The sequence below is a fragment of the Pseudomonas paraveronii genome (assembly GCF_963681955.1).
Taxonomy (GTDB): Bacteria; Pseudomonadota; Gammaproteobacteria; order Pseudomonadales; family Pseudomonadaceae; genus Aquipseudomonas; species Aquipseudomonas paraveronii.
Map to the genome: position 1 here is coordinate 3,406,872 of NZ_OY817130.1, position 15,924 is coordinate 3,422,795.

Sequence of the window (15,924 nt, forward strand, 5' to 3'; positions counted from 1 at the left end):
CATGTGGGAGAGAACTATGATCAGTGCCGCAGTAGATACTCAGGGAGAGCGTTTTAGTAAATCGGCAGGGGGGCCAACATCGTTGGTCGATCTGCCCAACACTGTGCGGCCGATCGCGAGTCATAACCCCAATCGAAAGAAAGTCTTGTTCGTCACCTCCGAATTTGCCGACCTGATTAAAACCGGCGGCCTCGGCGACGTCTCCGCTGCCCTGCCCCGCGCCATGGCGCACTTGCACGATGTGCGTGTGCTGATCCCCGGTTACCCGCAGGTGATGGAAAGCGACAACCCGATCCATATCATCGGTGAACTGGGTGGCCACGCCGCGCTGCCGCCGTGCAAGATCGGGCGTATGGACCTCAAGGACGGCCTGGTGATCTACGTACTGATCTGCCCTGAACTGTACGAGCGCGAAGGTACGCCCTATGGCGCCAACAACGGCCGCGACTGGCCGGATAACCATATTCGCTTCGCACGCCTGGGCCTGGCCGCTGCCGACATGGCCGCCAACCTCGCCCAAATCCACTGGTGCCCGGACCTGGTGCATGCCCACGACTGGCCCGCCGGCCTGGCGCCTGCCTATATGCACTGGCGTGGGTCACGCACGCCCACCCTGTTCACCATCCATAACCTGGCGTATCAGGGCGTGGTCAGCCTGGCTTCCACGCCGGAGCTGGGTATTCCGCCCCATGCCCTGCAACAGGAAGGCATGGAGTTCTACGGCAAGATGTCGTTCCTCAAGGCGGGGATGGCCTACTCCAGTCACATCACCACCGTGAGCGCCACTTACGCCCAGGAAATCACCACCCCGGAATTCGGCTGCGGGCTGGACGGCTTTCTCGCCAGCAAGACCCAGCAAGGCCTGCTCAGCGGCATTCCCAACGGTATCGACGAAAGCTGGGAAGCCTCCACTGACACGCACCTGACCCACAACTTCAATATCGGCGACTGGGAAGGCAAGGCGCTCAACGCCGCTCACGTGCGCAGCCTGTTTGGCCTGCACGACTCCAGCGGCCCGCTGTTCGCCGTGGTCTCGCGGCTGGTCTATCAGAAAGGCCTGGACCTGACCGAAGCGGTCGCCAGTTTTATCGTCGAGAACGGCGGCCAGATCGCGATCATCGGCCGTGGCGAGCCGGAAGAAGAACACGCCATGCGCGAACTGGCGCTGCGCTTCCCGGGCCAGGTCGGTGTGCGCATCGGCTTCAACGAAACCGACGCCCGTCGCATGTTTGCCGGCAGTGACTTTCTGCTGATGCCGTCGCGCTATGAACCATGCGGTTTGAGCCAGATGTACGCCCAGCGTTTCGGCTCGCTGCCGGTCGCGCGCAACACCGGCGGCCTGGCGGACACCATCGAAGACGGCGTCACCGGGTTCTTGTTCAACGAATCCAGCGTGGACAGCTACCGCGAAGCCCTGAGCCGTGCGTTCAAGGTGTTCGCCTACCCAGGCCTGCTCAACGCCATGCGCTGCCGCGCCATGACCCAGCCATTCAACTGGTGCCAGGCGGTCGAACCCTATGCAGAACTGTATGAACAACTGGTGGCCAAGGCCTTGGGGAAATCGACTAAATAATCAAGGGAGGTCTTCATAGATGCCGTTACGGACTCTGGAAACCTGGCCCCACGGCGCAATCATGCTGGACGCGCAACACACGCGTTTCGCGTTGTGGGCGCCAGACGCGTTTTATGTCAGCGTTGAATTGGAAGATGGTAAGTCAATAGCCATGCTGCCCCAGGCAGATGGCTGGTTCGAGACGGAGATAACGTGCCCCGCGGGCACGCGCTATCGCTACAACATCGATGGCGAAATGGATGTTCCCGACCCCGCGTCCAGGGCCCAGGACGCGGACGTGCACGGCTGGAGCCTGGTGGTCGACTCGCTCGCCTATGCATGGCGACACAACCACTGGCAAGGCCGGCCCTGGCATGAAGCCGTGATCTACGAACTGCATGTCGGTGCGCTGGGGGGCTACGCGCAAGTCGAAAAACACCTGCCGCGCCTGGCCGAGCTGGGCGTTACCGCGATTGAGCTGATGCCCCTGGCGCAATTTCCCGGCGAGCGCAATTGGGGCTATGACGGCGTTCTGCCCTACGCACCGCAGTCCTCCTACGGCAGTCCCGAACAACTCAAGCATCTGATCGACAGCGCGCATGAACACGGGCTCGCGGTCATCCTCGACGTGGTCTACAACCACTTCGGCCCCGATGGCAACTACCTGGGCCAGTACGCCAAAGACTTCTTCCAGGAAGATGTACACACGCCATGGGGCGCCGGCATCGACTTCGATCGGCGTGAAGTGCGGAACTTCTTTCTGGATAACGCCCTGATGTGGCTGCTCGACTACCGCTTCGACGGCCTGCGCCTGGACGCGGTACACGCCATCGACAATCCCGGCTTCCTGCATGAGCTGGCACAACGGGTGCGCCAACAGGTCGACACCGGCCGTCACGTATGGCTGGTGCTGGAAAACGAACTCAACCAGGCCAGCCTGTTGAAGCACGATTTCGATGCGCAATGGAACGACGACTTCCACAACGTGCTGCACGTTTTACTGACCGGCGAAACCGATGCCTACTACAGCGACTTTGCCCAAACGCCTACCGCCAAACTCGCACGTTGCCTCGGCGAAGGCTTTATTTACCAGGGCCACACCACACGCCACGGGCATGCGCGCGGCGAACCCAGTAGCGGTTTGCCACCCACCGCCTTCGTCGCGTTTTTGCAGAACCACGACCAGATCGGCAACCGCGCCCTCGGCGAACGCCTGCACCAGCTTTGTTCGCCCCAGGCACTCAAGGCAGCGACCACCTTGCTGCTGTTGTCGCCGATGATCCCGTTGCTGTTCATGGGCGACGAAGTCAACGCCAGCGAGCCGTTTCTGTTTTTCACCGACCACCATGGCGAACTGGCTGAAGCGGTACGTGAAGGTCGACGCAATGAATTCGCCGACTTTGCCGCGTTCCACGACCCGGAGCGCCGCGCGCGGATTCCCGACCCCAACGCGCTGTCGACCTTTGAGCAGTCAGCGCCGTCTTTCGCCGAGAACGCGCACACCCAGTTCTACCGTCACCTGCTGAACCTGCGGCACACGCATATCGTGCCGCATTTACCCGGCAGCATTGCGCTCGGTGCCCAGGTGCTGGCAGACGGCGCCGTCACCGCGCGTTGGCGCCTGGGCAATGGCAGCCTGTTGCAGATCGACCTGAACCTGAGTGCCACGGCCCTGGCTCACGCCGCTGGGCAGCACGTACTGTTCCAGACGCCGGCCCATGACCACACGCACCTGGCGCCCTTCAGCGCACGCGTTACCCTATCCCCTGTTGGAGAGCACTCTTGAGCGAAGCGAACCTGGAAATCCTCGCTGGCCGAGCGGGCCTGGCCGTCGATTGGATCGACGCAAACGGCCGCCCGCAACGTGTCAGCCCCGACGCCCTGCGCGCCGTCCTCAAAGGCCTGGGCCACCCGGCCGACAACGATGCCGAGATCAACGCCAGCCTGCGCGACCTGGAGCAGGTCCAACAGGACAAACACCTGCCGCCCTTGCTCACCGTCGACAGCGGCGAAGGCCTGGACCTGGCGCGCTACTTCGAGCCCGACACCGCCTGCCGGGTCAGCCTGGAAGGCGGCGAAGTCATGGAATTGCGCCTCGACCGCGACGCGGTGCTGCCCGGCGTGATCGCCCTCGGTTACCACCAAGTGCATATCGCCGGCCAGACCTTCACCCTGGCCGTGGCGCCCCGCCACTGCTACCGCGTCGCTGACGCCGTCGACAGCCACACCCCGCGAGCCTGGGGCTTGAGCGCCCAGTTGTATGCCCTGCGCCGCCTCGGCGATGGCGGGTTCGGCGACACCCTGGCCCTGGAACACCTGGCCCGCTCGGCCGCCGAACGCGGCGCCGATGCCCTGGCGATCAGCCCGATGCACGCGATGTTCAGCGCCGACCCCGAGCGCTACAGCCCGTATTCGCCGTCGAGCCGGCTGTTTCTCAATAGCCTGTACGCATCGCCCGGCTGCATCCTGGGTGAGCGCGAAGTGCGCAATGCCATCGAGGCCTGCGGTTTGGCCGATGAACTGCACACCCTCGAACAACACACCCTGATCGACTGGCCCGCCGCAGCCAAGGCCAAACAACGCCTGTTGCGTGCCCTGTATGACGACTTCCGTCACGGTCATCACCCGCAACACGCCGACTTCCTCAGTTTCCGCCAGGCCGGCGCTGAAGCCCTGGAAAACCACTGCCGTTTCGAAGCCATACAGGCCGTGCGTGCCGCTGCCGGGGAAGACCTCGACTGGCGCCATTGGCCAGAGGAATGGCGCAGCCCGCAAAGCCCGGCGCTCGTACACTTCGCCGAAGCAAACCGCGACGACATCGGCTTTTACGCCTTCGGCCAATGGCTGATCGCACGCTGCCTGGAACGCGCGCAACAAGCCGCCCGTGGCAGCGGCATGGGTATCGGCCTGATCGCCGACCTGGCCGTCGGTGCCGACGGCGGCGGCAGCCAGGCCTGGAGCCGTCAGGATGAATTGCTCGCCGGCCTGACCGTCGGCGCGCCGCCGGACATCCTCAACCGCGCCGGCCAAGGCTGGGGCATCTCCGCCTTCGCCCCCGAAGGTCTCAAGCGCCACGGCTTCCGCGCCTTTATCGAAATGCTGCGGGCCAATTTCGCCCATGCTGGCGGCTTGCGTATCGACCACGTGATGGGCCTGCAGCGCCTGTGGGTGATCCCCATGGACGCCTCGCCGCAGGACGGCGCCTACCTGTATTACCCGGTGGACGACCTGTTGCGTCTGCTGGCGCTGGAATCCCACCGCCACCAGGCCATCGTCCTCGGCGAAGACCTCGGCACCGTGCCCGACGGCCTGCGCGACAAACTCATCGGCCGCTCGATTCTCGGCATGCGCGTGCTGCTGTTCGAACAGGGCCACGACGGCCAATTCAAGCCGATCCTCGACTGGCCGGACAACGCCCTGGCCACCACCAGCACCCACGATTTGCCCACCCTCAATGGCTGGTGGCACAGCCGCGACATCGACTGGAACGTCCAGCTCGGCTTGATTGATGCACCCGGCACGGAGCAATGGCGCGAGCACCGCCTGCGCGAACGCCAGGCACTGCGCCAGGCCTTGAGCCAGGACCCGCAGAACTTCGTCGATGAAGTGCGCAATGAAACCGACCACATGATCGACGCCAGCGTGCGCTACCTGGGCCACACCCGTGCGCCGCTGGTGCTGCTGCCGTTGGAAGATGCCTTGGGCCTCGAAGAACAAGCCAACCTGCCCGGCACCACCGACACCCACCCCAACTGGCGTCGGCGCCTGCCAGGTGAGGCGGCGAGCCTGCTCGACAATGCCGGTGCCGCCCGCCGCCTGGAACTGCTGGCCGTGGCGCGCAATCAAGCCCATGAGCGTGACCGATGAAGGCCCTGCCCCTGCGCGCCACCCAGCGCCTGCAATTCCATAAAGGCTTCACCCTCGATGACGCGGTGCCCCTGGTGCCGTATTTCGCGCGGCTGGGTATCAGCCATGTGTATGCCTCACCGCTGCTCAGCGCCCGCGCAGGTTCGATGCATGGCTATGACGTCGTCGACCCGACCAGCGTCAACCCGGAACTGGGCGGCGAAGCGGCGTTGCGCCGCCTGGTGGCCGCTCTGCGCGAGCACGACATGGGGCTGATCCTCGACATCGTGTCCAACCACATGGCCGTGGGCGGCGCCGATAACCCCTGGTGGCTCGACCTGCTGGAATGGGGCCGGTTGAGCCCCTACAGTGAATTTTTTGACATTCAATGGCACTCGCCCGACCCGCTGCTCAAGGGCCAACTGCTCATGCCGTTCCTCGGCAGCGACTACGGCGAAGCCCTGCAAACCGGCACGCTGACCCTGCACTTCGACGCGGCACACGGCAGTTTTTTCGTCGAGCACTACGAGCACCGCTTCCCGATCTGCCCACGGGATTACGCGATGATTCTGGGCGCCGATGACCTGCTCAAACCGCTCGCCGACCGCTTCAGCGCCCTCGCCTTCCAGGACGACGCCTACGCCGAAGCCGCCTGGCTCAAACAAGCCCTGGCCGAACGCGCCACTAATAGCGCCGTGGGAAAGGCCATCGAACACCGCCTGGGCGCCTTCGACGCACGCCAACCCGAAGGTTTCCAGCGCCTGCACGCGCTGTTGGAGCAACAGGCTTACCGCCTGGCTAGCTGGCGCACCGCAGCGGACGATATCAACTGGCGACGCTTCTTCGATGTCAACGAACTGGGCGGCCTGCGCGTAGAGCGCAGCGCCGTGTTCGAAGCCACCCACGGCAAGATCTTCGATCTGATCAACGCAGGTCTGGTGGATGGCCTGCGCATCGACCATATCGACGGGCTGGCCGACCCACGCGGGTATTGCCGCAAGCTGCGCCGTCGGGTCGATGCGCTGTCGCCCGAACGTCACTTACCGATCTTCGTCGAAAAAATCCTCGGCGAAGGCGAAACCCTGCGCCACGACTGGAAGGTGGACGGCACCACCGGCTACGAATTCATGAACCAGCTGTCGCTGCTGCAACACGACCCGCAGGGCTTCGAAACGCTGGCCGAGCTGTGGACACGCCACAGCGAACGGCCGTCGGCCTTTATCGAAGAAGCCTGGCTGGCGCGCCAGCAGATCCTCAACGGTTCCCTCGCCGGCGACTTCGAAAGCGTGGCCCAGGCCCTGCTGCAAGTGGCCCGCGACGACGTGATGAGCCGTGACCTGACGCTCGGCGCGATCCGCCGTGCGCTGCAAGAATTGATCGTGCATTTCCCGGTGTACCGCACTTACGTCAGCGCCCTTGGCCGTAGCGAGCGCGACGATGTGTTTTTCCAGCAAGCCCTGGCCGGCGCTCGCAACACCTTGAGCGAAGGCGACTGGCCGGTGCTGGACAACCTGGACAAATGGCTGGGTGGCCAGCCGTGGCGCAATCGTCCGATCGGCCGCGAGCGCAAACTGCTCAAGCATGCCTGCGTGCGCTTCCAGCAATTGACCTCGCCTGCCGCCGCCAAAGCCGTGGAAGACACCGCGTTCTATCGCTCGGCGGTGTTGCTGTCGCGCAACGACGTGGGCTTCAGTACCGAACAGTTCAGCGCACCGCTGGCCGATTTTCACGCGGCCAATCAGCAGCGCTTGCAGGCGTTCCCCGACAACCTGCTGGCCACCGCCACCCACGACCACAAACGCGGCGAAGACAGCCGCGCCCGCTTGGCCGTGCTGAGTGAGTGCGCCGCCTGGTATGCCGAACACGTGGAGCATTGGCGCACGCTAGCCGCACCGTTGCGCAGCGATGCCACCAGCCCGTCGGCGGGCGATGAATTGATCCTCTATCAGGCCCTGCTCGGCAGTTGGCCGCTGGACCTGCACCTGGATGACCAGCCGGCACTCGAGGCCTATCAACAACGCCTCTGGCAATGGCAACAAAAAGCCCTGCGCGAAGCCAAATTGCAGAGCAGTTGGAGTGCGCCCAACGAGGCCTACGAGCAGGGCGTGGAAACCTTTCTCACGCGCCTGCTGCTCAGCGACGCAGGCCGCACACTGCGCACGGCCATCAGCGCCGTCGCCCAGGCCATTGCCCCCGCCGGCGCACTCAATGGGCTGGCGCAATCCTTGCTTCGAGTCACCGTGCCGGGTGTGCCGGACCTGTACCAGGGCGATGAGTTCTGGGACTTCAGCCTGGTGGACCCGGACAACCGTCGCCCGGTGGATTTCAACGCACGGCAACGCGCGCTGGAGACCCTGCCAGACATGGGCGAGCTGTTGTTCAACTGGCATGACGGGCGCATCAAACAAGCCTTGATTGCCCAGGTGCTGGCCTTGCGCAAGGCCCACCCTGAGGTGTTCCATCGGGGCAGCTACACGCCCTTGGACGTGGTCGGCCAACACGCCGAGCACGTGGTTGCGTTCTGCCGCGAACACCAGGGCATGCGCGTACTGGTGGTGGTGCCACGCTGGCCCCATCGCCTGCTGGAAAATGGTGTGTATCCCCAGGTCAATGCGCGGGTTTGGGGCGATACGCGGGTGAAATTACCGTTCGCCGCGCCAACCGAAAACTGGAAGGGACTTTTTCATACAGGCGCAGTCACAGCAGACAAGGAGCTGTTAATCAGTACTGCGCTGGAGGATTTCCCGGTCAATGTCTTTATCAATCCTGATGATCAATAAAGCTGAAATTTTCTGCGAGGAGCATTGTGATGAGTACTGAAGACAAACGTGTTCGAGAATTCGCGTATCAGATCTGGGAATCGGAGGGTAAGCCGCAAGGTCAGGAGGCGCGCCATTGGGAGATGGCCCGCAAGCTGGCCGAGGCCGAAGCGCTGACGCCAAGCAAACCCAAACCCGCCGCCAAGCCGAAAACCCCAGCCAAGCCCACAGCGAAAGCCAAGCCGCCGGCAGCGGCCCCAGGCAAACCGGCAGCGCCGGCGGCTAAAAAGCCGGCGGCCGCGAAAAAACCCAAGCCGTAAACCCTGTGGCCTCATGAACCTCCCACCGGCAACCCCGGTCGGAGGTCGAGCACTTTCTGGATCATCAGCTGAACCCTCGTCAGCAGGGCCACGTTCGGCCCGAAAAAAGACCTGTGCAGGAGCAACACAATGAGCAAAGCCGATAAAACCCCAGCGACGCCGGCCCCCGAGCCGTCGCGGATTCGCGAAGGTTTGCCCTTCCCCCTGGGTGCGACCTGGGACGGCCTGGGTGTCAACTTTGCGCTGTTCTCGGCCAACGCCACCAAAGTCGAGCTGTGCCTGTTCGACGACGCCGGCGTTGTCGAGCTCGAACGTATCGAACTTCCCGAATACACCGATGAGATCTTCCACGGCTACCTGCCCGACGCCCACCCTGGGCTGATTTACGGCTACCGTGTGTACGGCGCGTATGACCCGGCCAACGGCCACCGTTTCAACCACCACAAATTGCTGATCGACCCCTACGCCAAACAGCTGGTGGGCGCACTTAAATGGTCCGAAGCGCTGTTCGGCTACACCATCGGTCACCCCGACGACGACCTCAGTTTCGACGAACGCGACAGCGCGCCCTTCGTGCCCAAGTGCAAGGTCATCGACCCGGCGCACACCTGGGGCAACGACCAGCCGGTGCGCGTGCCGTGGGACCGCACGATCATTTATGAAACCCACCTGCGCGGCATCAGCATGCGTCACCCCAGCGTCGGCGAAGCCGTGCGCGGCACCTGCGCCGGGCTGATGGAAGACGATGTGCTCAAGCACATCCGTCAGTTGGGTATTTCTTCCGTCGAACTGTTGCCGGTACATGCCTTTGTCAACGACCAGCATTTGCTGGAAAAAGACATGACCAACTACTGGGGCTACAACAGCATCGCCTTCTTCGCGCCGGACCCGCGCTACCTGGCCAGCGGTAAGATCGCCGAGTTCAAGGAGATGGTCGCGCACCTGCACGAAGCCAAGCTCGAAGTGATCCTCGACGTGGTCTACAACCACACCGCCGAAGGCAACGAGCGCGGCCCGACCCTGTCCATGCGCGGCATCGACAACGCCTCCTACTACCGCCTGATGCCGGACGACAAGCGTTTCTATATCAACGACTCCGGCACCGGCAACACCCTGGACCTGAGCCACCCGTGCGTGCTGCAGATGGTCACCGACTCCCTGCGCTACTGGGCCACCGAGATGCATGTCGACGGGTTCCGCTTCGACCTGGCGACCATCCTCGGCCGTTATCGTGACGGGTTCGACGAGCGCCACAGTTTCCTCGTCGCCTGCCGTCAAGACCCGGTACTGCGCCAGTTGAAACTCATCGCCGAACCCTGGGACTGCGGCCCCGGCGGCTATCAGGTGGGCAATTTCCCGCCGGGCTGGGTGGAATGGAACGACCGTTTCCGCGACACCGTGCGCGCCTTCTGGAAAGGCGATGACGGCCAACTGGCGGACTTCGCCGGACGTATGACCGCGTCGGGCGAAATGTTCAATCACCGTGGCCGCAGGCCTTACAGCTCGATGAACTTCATCACCGCCCACGACGGTTTCACCCTGCATGACTTGGTGTCGTACAACGACAAGCACAACGAAGCCAACGACGAAAACAACCAGGACGGCAGCAACAACAACCTGTCGTGGAACCATGGCGTCGAAGGTCCCACCGACGACCCGGAAATCAACGCCCTGCGCCTGCGCCAGATGCGCAATTTCTTCGCCACCCTGTTGCTCGCCCAGGGCACGCCGATGCTGGTGGCCGGGGATGAGTTCGCGCGTACCCAGCACGGCAACAACAACGCCTATTGCCAGGACAGCGAGATCGGCTGGGTCAACTGGGAGTTGGACGATGACGGCAAGGCGCTGCTCAAGTTTGTGAAACGCTTGATCAAACTGCGCATGGCTTACCCGATCCTGCGGCGTGGCCGTTTCCTGGTGGGCGACTACAACGAAGAGATCGGCGTGAAGGACGTCACCTGGCTCGCGCCGGATGGCAACGAGATGAGCACCGAGCAATGGGAAGACAGCCACGGCCGCTGCCTGGGCATGCTGATGGATGGCCGTGCCCAGGAGACCGGGATTCGCCGTCCGGGTGGCGATGCGACCTTGCTGCTGGTGGTCAACGCCCATCACGACCAGGTCAATTTCAGCCTGCCCCCCGTTCCGGAAGGCCAGTTCTGGACCTGCATGCTCGACACCAATGACACGGCGGTACGCGGTCAGGAGCGCTTTGATTTCCACCATGAATACGCCGTCACCGGGCGCTCGCTGCTGCTGTTTGAACTGCAACACGACGACGAGGTGTGACGTGGGTCTACATGGGTTCCTTCAAGGCTACCGGGGTTATGCGGACACGCAGGCTCTGGGCGCGGCCCTGAAGGCGCTGCAGGCAGCGGGCCTGGACCAACTGCCCTTCCCCGGCAGTGGCCAGACCCTTGAGCGGTTCAGTCGTCTGGCCCAGGTGGCCGGGCACGACCTGCGACTGTGCAAGTTGTTCGAAGGCCACGCCGATGCCTTGGCCGTCATTGCCGAGCTGCGCAGCCCGTTGCCGCCGGAGGGCAGCATCTGGGGCATGTGGGCAGCCGAACCGCCGACGGCCAGGGTGCGGGCGCGGCGCGATGGCCACCGCCTGCTGCTGGAGGGGCGTAAAGCCTGGTGCTCCGGTGCGGCGGTGGTCAGCCATGGGTTGCTGACCGCCTGGGACGAGGAGGATCGCCAGCAATTGGTCGCAGTGGACATGGGCCAGCCCGGCATCACCGTGACCGATGAGGGCTGGCATGCCGTGGGCATGGCGGCCACCGGCAGCGTCGACATTCTGTTCGCGGGCGCCACCGGGATTGCCGTCGGTGGGCCCGGCGACTACCTCGCCCGCCCCGGTTTCTGGCAAGGCGGCGTTGGTATCGCGGCGTGCTGGTATGGCGCTGCGCAACGCCTGGCCGAAGTGCTGCGCGAGCAGTGCAACAGGCGTCCCGAGCCGCATGCCCTGGCACACCTCGGCGCGGTCGACAGTGCCTTGAACAGTGCCGCCTGTGTGCTGCGCGCCAGTGCGCGGCAGATCGACCGCGCCCCGCGCGCCGATGCCAGGCAATTGGCCCAACAGGTACGCGCGGCCCTCGAAGACACGGTTGAACAGGTCATGCGCCATGTTGGTCGCGCAGCCGGCGCGGGGCCTTTTGGCAAAGACCCGCACTTTGCCCAACTGATGGCGGATCTGCCGGTGTATGTGCGTCAAAGCCATGCCGAGCGCGACCTGGCCGCCCTCGGCGAACAGGTTGCCGGCGAGCCCCCAGGGAGGTGGCAGTTATGAAAGCCAATCCGATCGTGGGCCAGGGCACGCCGCTGCATCAGTGGCAGGCCTCGTCCCACATGGCCGAACTGGCGCAGATCAGCGTCGAACAGTTGGTGCCTGAAGGCCATCGCGCAGGTTCGACCTGATCGTGCTAAGTGAACTGTGTTACTACCTCGACGCCGATGACCTCGGCCGCCTGATTGATCGCGCCCGCCTGGACTGCCGCGCCGAAGGTGGCTTTGGCGATGACTTGAAGAGCCAGATGCAGGCCCCTTAAAAAATCGTGGTTACAGGATGTGAAAGCGGCGAATCCTTGACTATGCTGATGACGCCCTGCCGGCAATCCAGGGATGGAATGCCGAGCGAACACTGCAGCGCAGCCTGCGGCCAATAAAAGAGCGTCGTCCCGTCAACGGGCTACGACCCTGCATCAACTGACAAGGACGTGACTCCCATGAAGCCCGCCTCCCTGAGCGAAGGCCGCCGCGGCCCAGCGCAAATCTGGAACAGTGCCCCACAGTTGGCACAAATTCCCGCTATTCATCCCCACTCGTTGGTTCCCCCGGGCGCGCGGGTGGTCATCATCGCGCCCCACCCGGGCGATGAAGTGTTGGCCTGTGGCGGTTTGCTGCAACGGCTCAGCACCCTTGAACACCCGATCCTGTTGATTTCCATCACTGACGGCAGCGCCAGCCATCCCGGCTCGAATGTCTGGCCGGCGAGCCGCTTGAGCGTGGTGCGGCCGCAGGAAAGCGTCGAAGCGCTGCGCCGGTTGGGCATGCCACTGCACAGCCTGAAGTGGATTCGCGGCGGGTTTCGCGATGACGCGCTCGCCGCCAGTGAACACCCCGTCAGCCAACTCATTGCGCGTTACTTGCAGCCCGGCGATGTGGTCTTCACCACCTGGCGCAACGACGGCAACGATGACCACGACGCCGTCGGCCGTGCCAGCGCAAAGGCGTGCAGCCTGACCGGCGCGCGTCTGTATGAGCTGCCGATCTGGGCCTGGCATTGGACGGCACGGGAAGGTTCGATGATCCCCTGGCAGCGTGCGCGCAAGGTACGCCTCGATACCTGGGGCGTGGCGCGCAAACTGCACGCGGCCCATGCCTATGCCAGCCAACTGGCCGGAGACCCGGAGATCGGGCTGGCGCCGATGCTCGCCCAGGTGCTGCTGGAGCGGATGCGCGAGCCTTATGAGATCGTGTTTGTCTAGATCCTAACTCGTCTATACCTGTTATTTCTGACAGTAGCGGCCCCTTGGATGTGCGACTAAGGTGCAATCGAGAAAGCCATGCCAACCCTTTGCATTGGCCGATGTTTTCAGAATGGGTAACCGGCAGTCCCTAATCCGTATCGCGTTCGTTGTTGCCATGGTCCGAACCGCACCTGCTTGCCCAGGTGCCGGGCGATGCTTGCTTCGAACGAGGACGGGTCATGCGCACATCGATATCTTCCCTGCTGTGCCTGGGTATCAGCTCAATCATTGCCGTGATGGCATGGCCACTCGCCTCGTATGGCGCATGCACGGTCAACAACACCGCCGGCGATGATATCTCCACATGCGACAGTGCCTCGGCGCCGGGCTTTACCGACACCGGCGGCAACAACACCCTGAATATCAGCGGCAGCGGCGCGATCAACGGCAATGTCACCTTCGGGGCGGGTAACGACCTGGTGGACGTGAATGGGCCGACGGCGGCGCTCAACGGTGCGCTGAACCAGGGCGACGGCGCGAATATTTTCCGGCTGAACCTGGGCAGCGTCACCGGCTCGGTCACTCAAGGCGCAGGCGCGGACGTGGCGCAGATCACCGGCGGGCAGGCGGGTGCGATCAGCCAAGGCGCCGGCATCGACAGCTTTGCCATGAGCGGCGGCACCATCGCCTCCCTGGCCCAAGGTGATGGCCTGGACACCTTCAACATGAGCGGCGGCACCATCACCGGCGCGTTTGAAGACGGCGACCGAGCCACGATGAGTGGCGGCACCATTGGCCGGGTCGATATGAAGCTCGATAACAACGTGTTCGACATGCAAGGCGGCACCATTCTGGGCAATCTGGTCACCGGGTTCGGCAACGACCATATTCTGGTCTCGGGCACCAGTTACATCGGCGGCAACATCAGCACCAGCGGCGGCGATGACTTGATTGAAATCAGCGGCGGCACGGTCAACGGGCAAATCCTCGCCAGTTTCGGTAACGACCAGTTGATCTGGCACGACGGTGGCAAGGTCAACGGCTTGATCGTCATGGGGGCCGGCGACGACACCGCGCTGCTGAAAAACCTCAACGAAACGCTGCTGTCCTCCAACCCGCTGGTGGATGGCGGCCTGGGCAACGACACACTCACGTTCGACAACACGCAGACCGAGGTCTCCACGCGCTACACAGGCTGGGAGCAGGTGCTGCTGGATAATGGCTCGGACCTCAAACTGGGCGGCGCTTTCACATTGGGCGACAACGAAACCGGCACCGGCAACATGACCATCGACGGGTCGAGCAAATTGACCGTCACTACCGGTTCGATCAACCCCTTTACCGCCGGCCAATCCGTCACCTTGAACAACGGTGGCCTGATCGACATGACCACCGGCAGTACCAGCGCCACCGACACCCTGACGGTCAACGGTAACTACAACGGCACCGGCGGCCGGCTCGCCCTGCAAAGTGTCCTGGGCGGCGACGGCTCACCCAGCGATTTGCTGGTGGTCAGCACAGGCACGATCAGCGGCACTACCCCCATCAGTGTGACCAATCTCGCAGGGCCGGGTGCCGAAACCGTGCAGGACGGTATCCAGGTAGTCCGGGCAATCAACGGCGCCAGCGGCACCGGCACCCACTTCACCCTGGCCAACCGGGTATCGGCAGGCGCCTTCGACTACTACCTGTTCAAAGGCGGCGACAAAGCGGGTTCGGGTGAAAACTACTACCTGCGTTCATCGGTGCCGGTGACGCCACTGCCGGGCCCGGTGACACCGCTGCCCGAACCGGTGGTAGGCACGCCTGAACTGCCGCCCAATCCGGAAGACAAGCCGCTCCCGATCTACCGCCCGGAAGTGCCGATCTATGCGGCGTTGTTCCCCGCCGCGCAACAAATTATCCAGGCCATGCTGGGCACCTATCACGAACGCATGGGCGATCAGAGCCAGCAACAGCAGACCGGCGCCTTCCCAGCCGGTTGGGGGCGTATTTATGGCAACAGCAGCCGCCAGAGTTTCGCCGGCACGGTGAGCCCTACGCTGAACAGTTCGATGTCCGCGTTCCAGATCGGTACGGATGTGTATGCGAGCACCACCGACAACGGTGGCGTGCAGCGGGCCGGTTTCTTCGTTGGCCACAGCCGCTTGAAAGGCGACGTCAAGGGCTTCAACGGCGGCTGGCAGGACAAGGCCGCCGGCAACACCACCCTGCGCGGTGACAGCCTGGGCGTGTACTGGACGCTGATCGGCGCCAACCAGGCCTACCTCGATCTGGTGCTCATGGGCACCCGCTTCGATGGCAACAACGAATCGGACCGAGGGGTGAAGATGAAGACTCGCGGGCACAACGTCGCCGCTTCCGCCGAGGTCGGCTGGCCGTTCCAGATGACGGACAATTGGGTGGCTGAACCCCAGGCTCAAGTGATCGTGAGCCGGACCAAGCTGGACAGTCAGAACGATGGCATCTCCGACGTGGCCTACAACGCCGACACCAGCGTCACCACCCGCCTGGGCATACGCCTGCGGGGCGACTATCAGGTCCGTGGCCTGCCGTTGCAGCCCTACGTGCGGGCCAATATCTGGCATACCGGCGCCGGGCAGAACACCGTCACCTTTAACGGTGTGACGGACATCGACACCGAACAGAAGTCCACCTCCCTGGGCCTGAGTCTGGGTGCCACGCTGGAGGTGGCCAAGGGCGTCAGCCTGTACAGCGAAGTCGGCTATAACCGCAACCTGGATAGCCAGATGCTCAACAGCCGACAAGGCACCGTGGGCCTGCGAATGGAATTCTGACAGTCACGTTTGCCGCCGTGCTGCCACGCAATATCGTCGGCTTGACCGCCAGCCCGCTGGCGGTTGCGGCCTCACGCAACCGCGGCGACTTCGGATGATTTCCTGCGCGGGCGGTGAACTGCCAGCCAGCAAAATGTGAAAAATTCGTTAAGCAATTCCCCCCAAAGCCTTTTTTGGCCG

General features: G+C 63.6%; 11 protein-coding genes. All 11 read left to right on the forward strand.

Features of this window, described 5'->3' with window-relative positions:
• Positions 1-16: 16 nt before the first annotated feature.
• The 11 genes from glgA to U5A08_RS15745 all read left to right on the forward strand — a co-directional run bounded on the left by glgA (position 17) and on the right by U5A08_RS15745 (position 15,744).
• Complete coding sequence (gene glgA, locus U5A08_RS15695; protein WP_321847357.1) at positions 17-1,573, forward strand: glycogen synthase GlgA; 1,557 nt, start codon at positions 17-19, stop codon at positions 1,571-1,573.
• A gap of 19 nt (positions 1,574-1,592) precedes the next feature.
• On the forward strand, positions 1,593-3,338 hold the full coding sequence (treZ, locus tag U5A08_RS15700; protein WP_321847358.1) for a malto-oligosyltrehalose trehalohydrolase: 1,746 nt from the start codon (positions 1,593-1,595) through the stop codon (positions 3,336-3,338).
• A complete protein-coding gene (gene malQ, locus U5A08_RS15705; protein WP_321847359.1) occupies positions 3,335-5,419 on the forward strand; it encodes a 4-alpha-glucanotransferase in 2,085 nt (694 codons plus the stop codon). Before treZ ends, malQ begins: the two co-directional genes overlap by 4 nt.
• Entirely contained in the window at positions 5,416-8,178 is a 2,763-nt protein-coding gene (locus U5A08_RS15710; RefSeq protein ID WP_321847360.1) for a malto-oligosyltrehalose synthase, read from the forward strand. Before malQ ends, U5A08_RS15710 begins: the two co-directional genes overlap by 4 nt.
• Before the next feature lie 29 nt (positions 8,179-8,207).
• Positions 8,208-8,477 carry a DUF2934 domain-containing protein gene (locus U5A08_RS15715; RefSeq protein WP_321847361.1) on the forward strand — a complete coding sequence of 90 codons (270 nt, stop codon included), beginning with the start codon at positions 8,208-8,210 and terminating at the stop codon, positions 8,475-8,477.
• 129 nt (positions 8,478-8,606) lie between these two features.
• Positions 8,607-10,766, forward strand: coding sequence for a glycogen debranching protein GlgX (glgX, locus tag U5A08_RS15720; protein ID WP_253396220.1), 2,160 nt, complete (start codon positions 8,607-8,609; stop codon positions 10,764-10,766).
• Between the two features lies 1 nt (position 10,767).
• Positions 10,768-11,766, forward strand: a complete 999-nt coding sequence (locus tag U5A08_RS15725) for an acyl-CoA dehydrogenase family protein (protein ID WP_321847362.1) — start codon at positions 10,768-10,770, stop codon at positions 11,764-11,766.
• Positions 11,763-11,894, forward strand: a complete 132-nt coding sequence (locus U5A08_RS15730) for a hypothetical protein (protein WP_425262805.1) — start codon at positions 11,763-11,765, stop codon at positions 11,892-11,894. The genes U5A08_RS15725 and U5A08_RS15730 overlap by 4 nt, the downstream gene beginning before the upstream one ends.
• Positions 11,895-11,896: 2 nt before the next feature.
• A complete protein-coding gene (locus U5A08_RS15735; RefSeq protein ID WP_321847363.1) occupies positions 11,897-12,025 on the forward strand; it encodes a hypothetical protein in 129 nt (42 codons plus the stop codon).
• A gap of 177 nt (positions 12,026-12,202) precedes the next feature.
• Positions 12,203-12,964 carry a PIG-L deacetylase family protein gene (locus U5A08_RS15740; RefSeq protein ID WP_321847364.1) on the forward strand — a complete coding sequence of 254 codons (762 nt, stop codon included), beginning with the start codon at positions 12,203-12,205 and terminating at the stop codon, positions 12,962-12,964.
• 221 nt (positions 12,965-13,185) lie between these two features.
• Positions 13,186-15,744 carry an autotransporter family protein gene (locus tag U5A08_RS15745; RefSeq protein ID WP_321847365.1) on the forward strand — a complete coding sequence of 853 codons (2,559 nt, stop codon included), beginning with the start codon at positions 13,186-13,188 and terminating at the stop codon, positions 15,742-15,744.
• The last annotated feature ends 180 nt before the right edge of the window (positions 15,745-15,924 follow it).

Coding starts and splice junctions, on each gene's coding strand:
- glgA (WP_321847357.1), top strand. CDS start 17: ATGATCAGTGCCGCAGTAGATACTCAGGGAGAGCGTTTTAGTAAATCG.
- treZ (WP_321847358.1), top strand. CDS start 1,593: ATGCCGTTACGGACTCTGGAAACCTGGCCCCACGGCGCAATCATGCTG.
- U5A08_RS15710 (WP_321847360.1), top strand. CDS start 5,416: ATGAAGGCCCTGCCCCTGCGCGCCACCCAGCGCCTGCAATTCCATAAA.
- U5A08_RS15715 (WP_321847361.1), top strand. CDS start 8,208: ATGAGTACTGAAGACAAACGTGTTCGAGAATTCGCGTATCAGATCTGG.
- glgX (WP_253396220.1), top strand. CDS start 8,607: ATGAGCAAAGCCGATAAAACCCCAGCGACGCCGGCCCCCGAGCCGTCG.
- U5A08_RS15730 (WP_425262805.1), top strand. CDS start 11,763: ATGAAAGCCAATCCGATCGTGGGCCAGGGCACGCCGCTGCATCAGTGG.
- U5A08_RS15740 (WP_321847364.1), top strand. CDS start 12,203: ATGAAGCCCGCCTCCCTGAGCGAAGGCCGCCGCGGCCCAGCGCAAATC.
- U5A08_RS15745 (WP_321847365.1), top strand. CDS start 13,186: ATGCGCACATCGATATCTTCCCTGCTGTGCCTGGGTATCAGCTCAATC.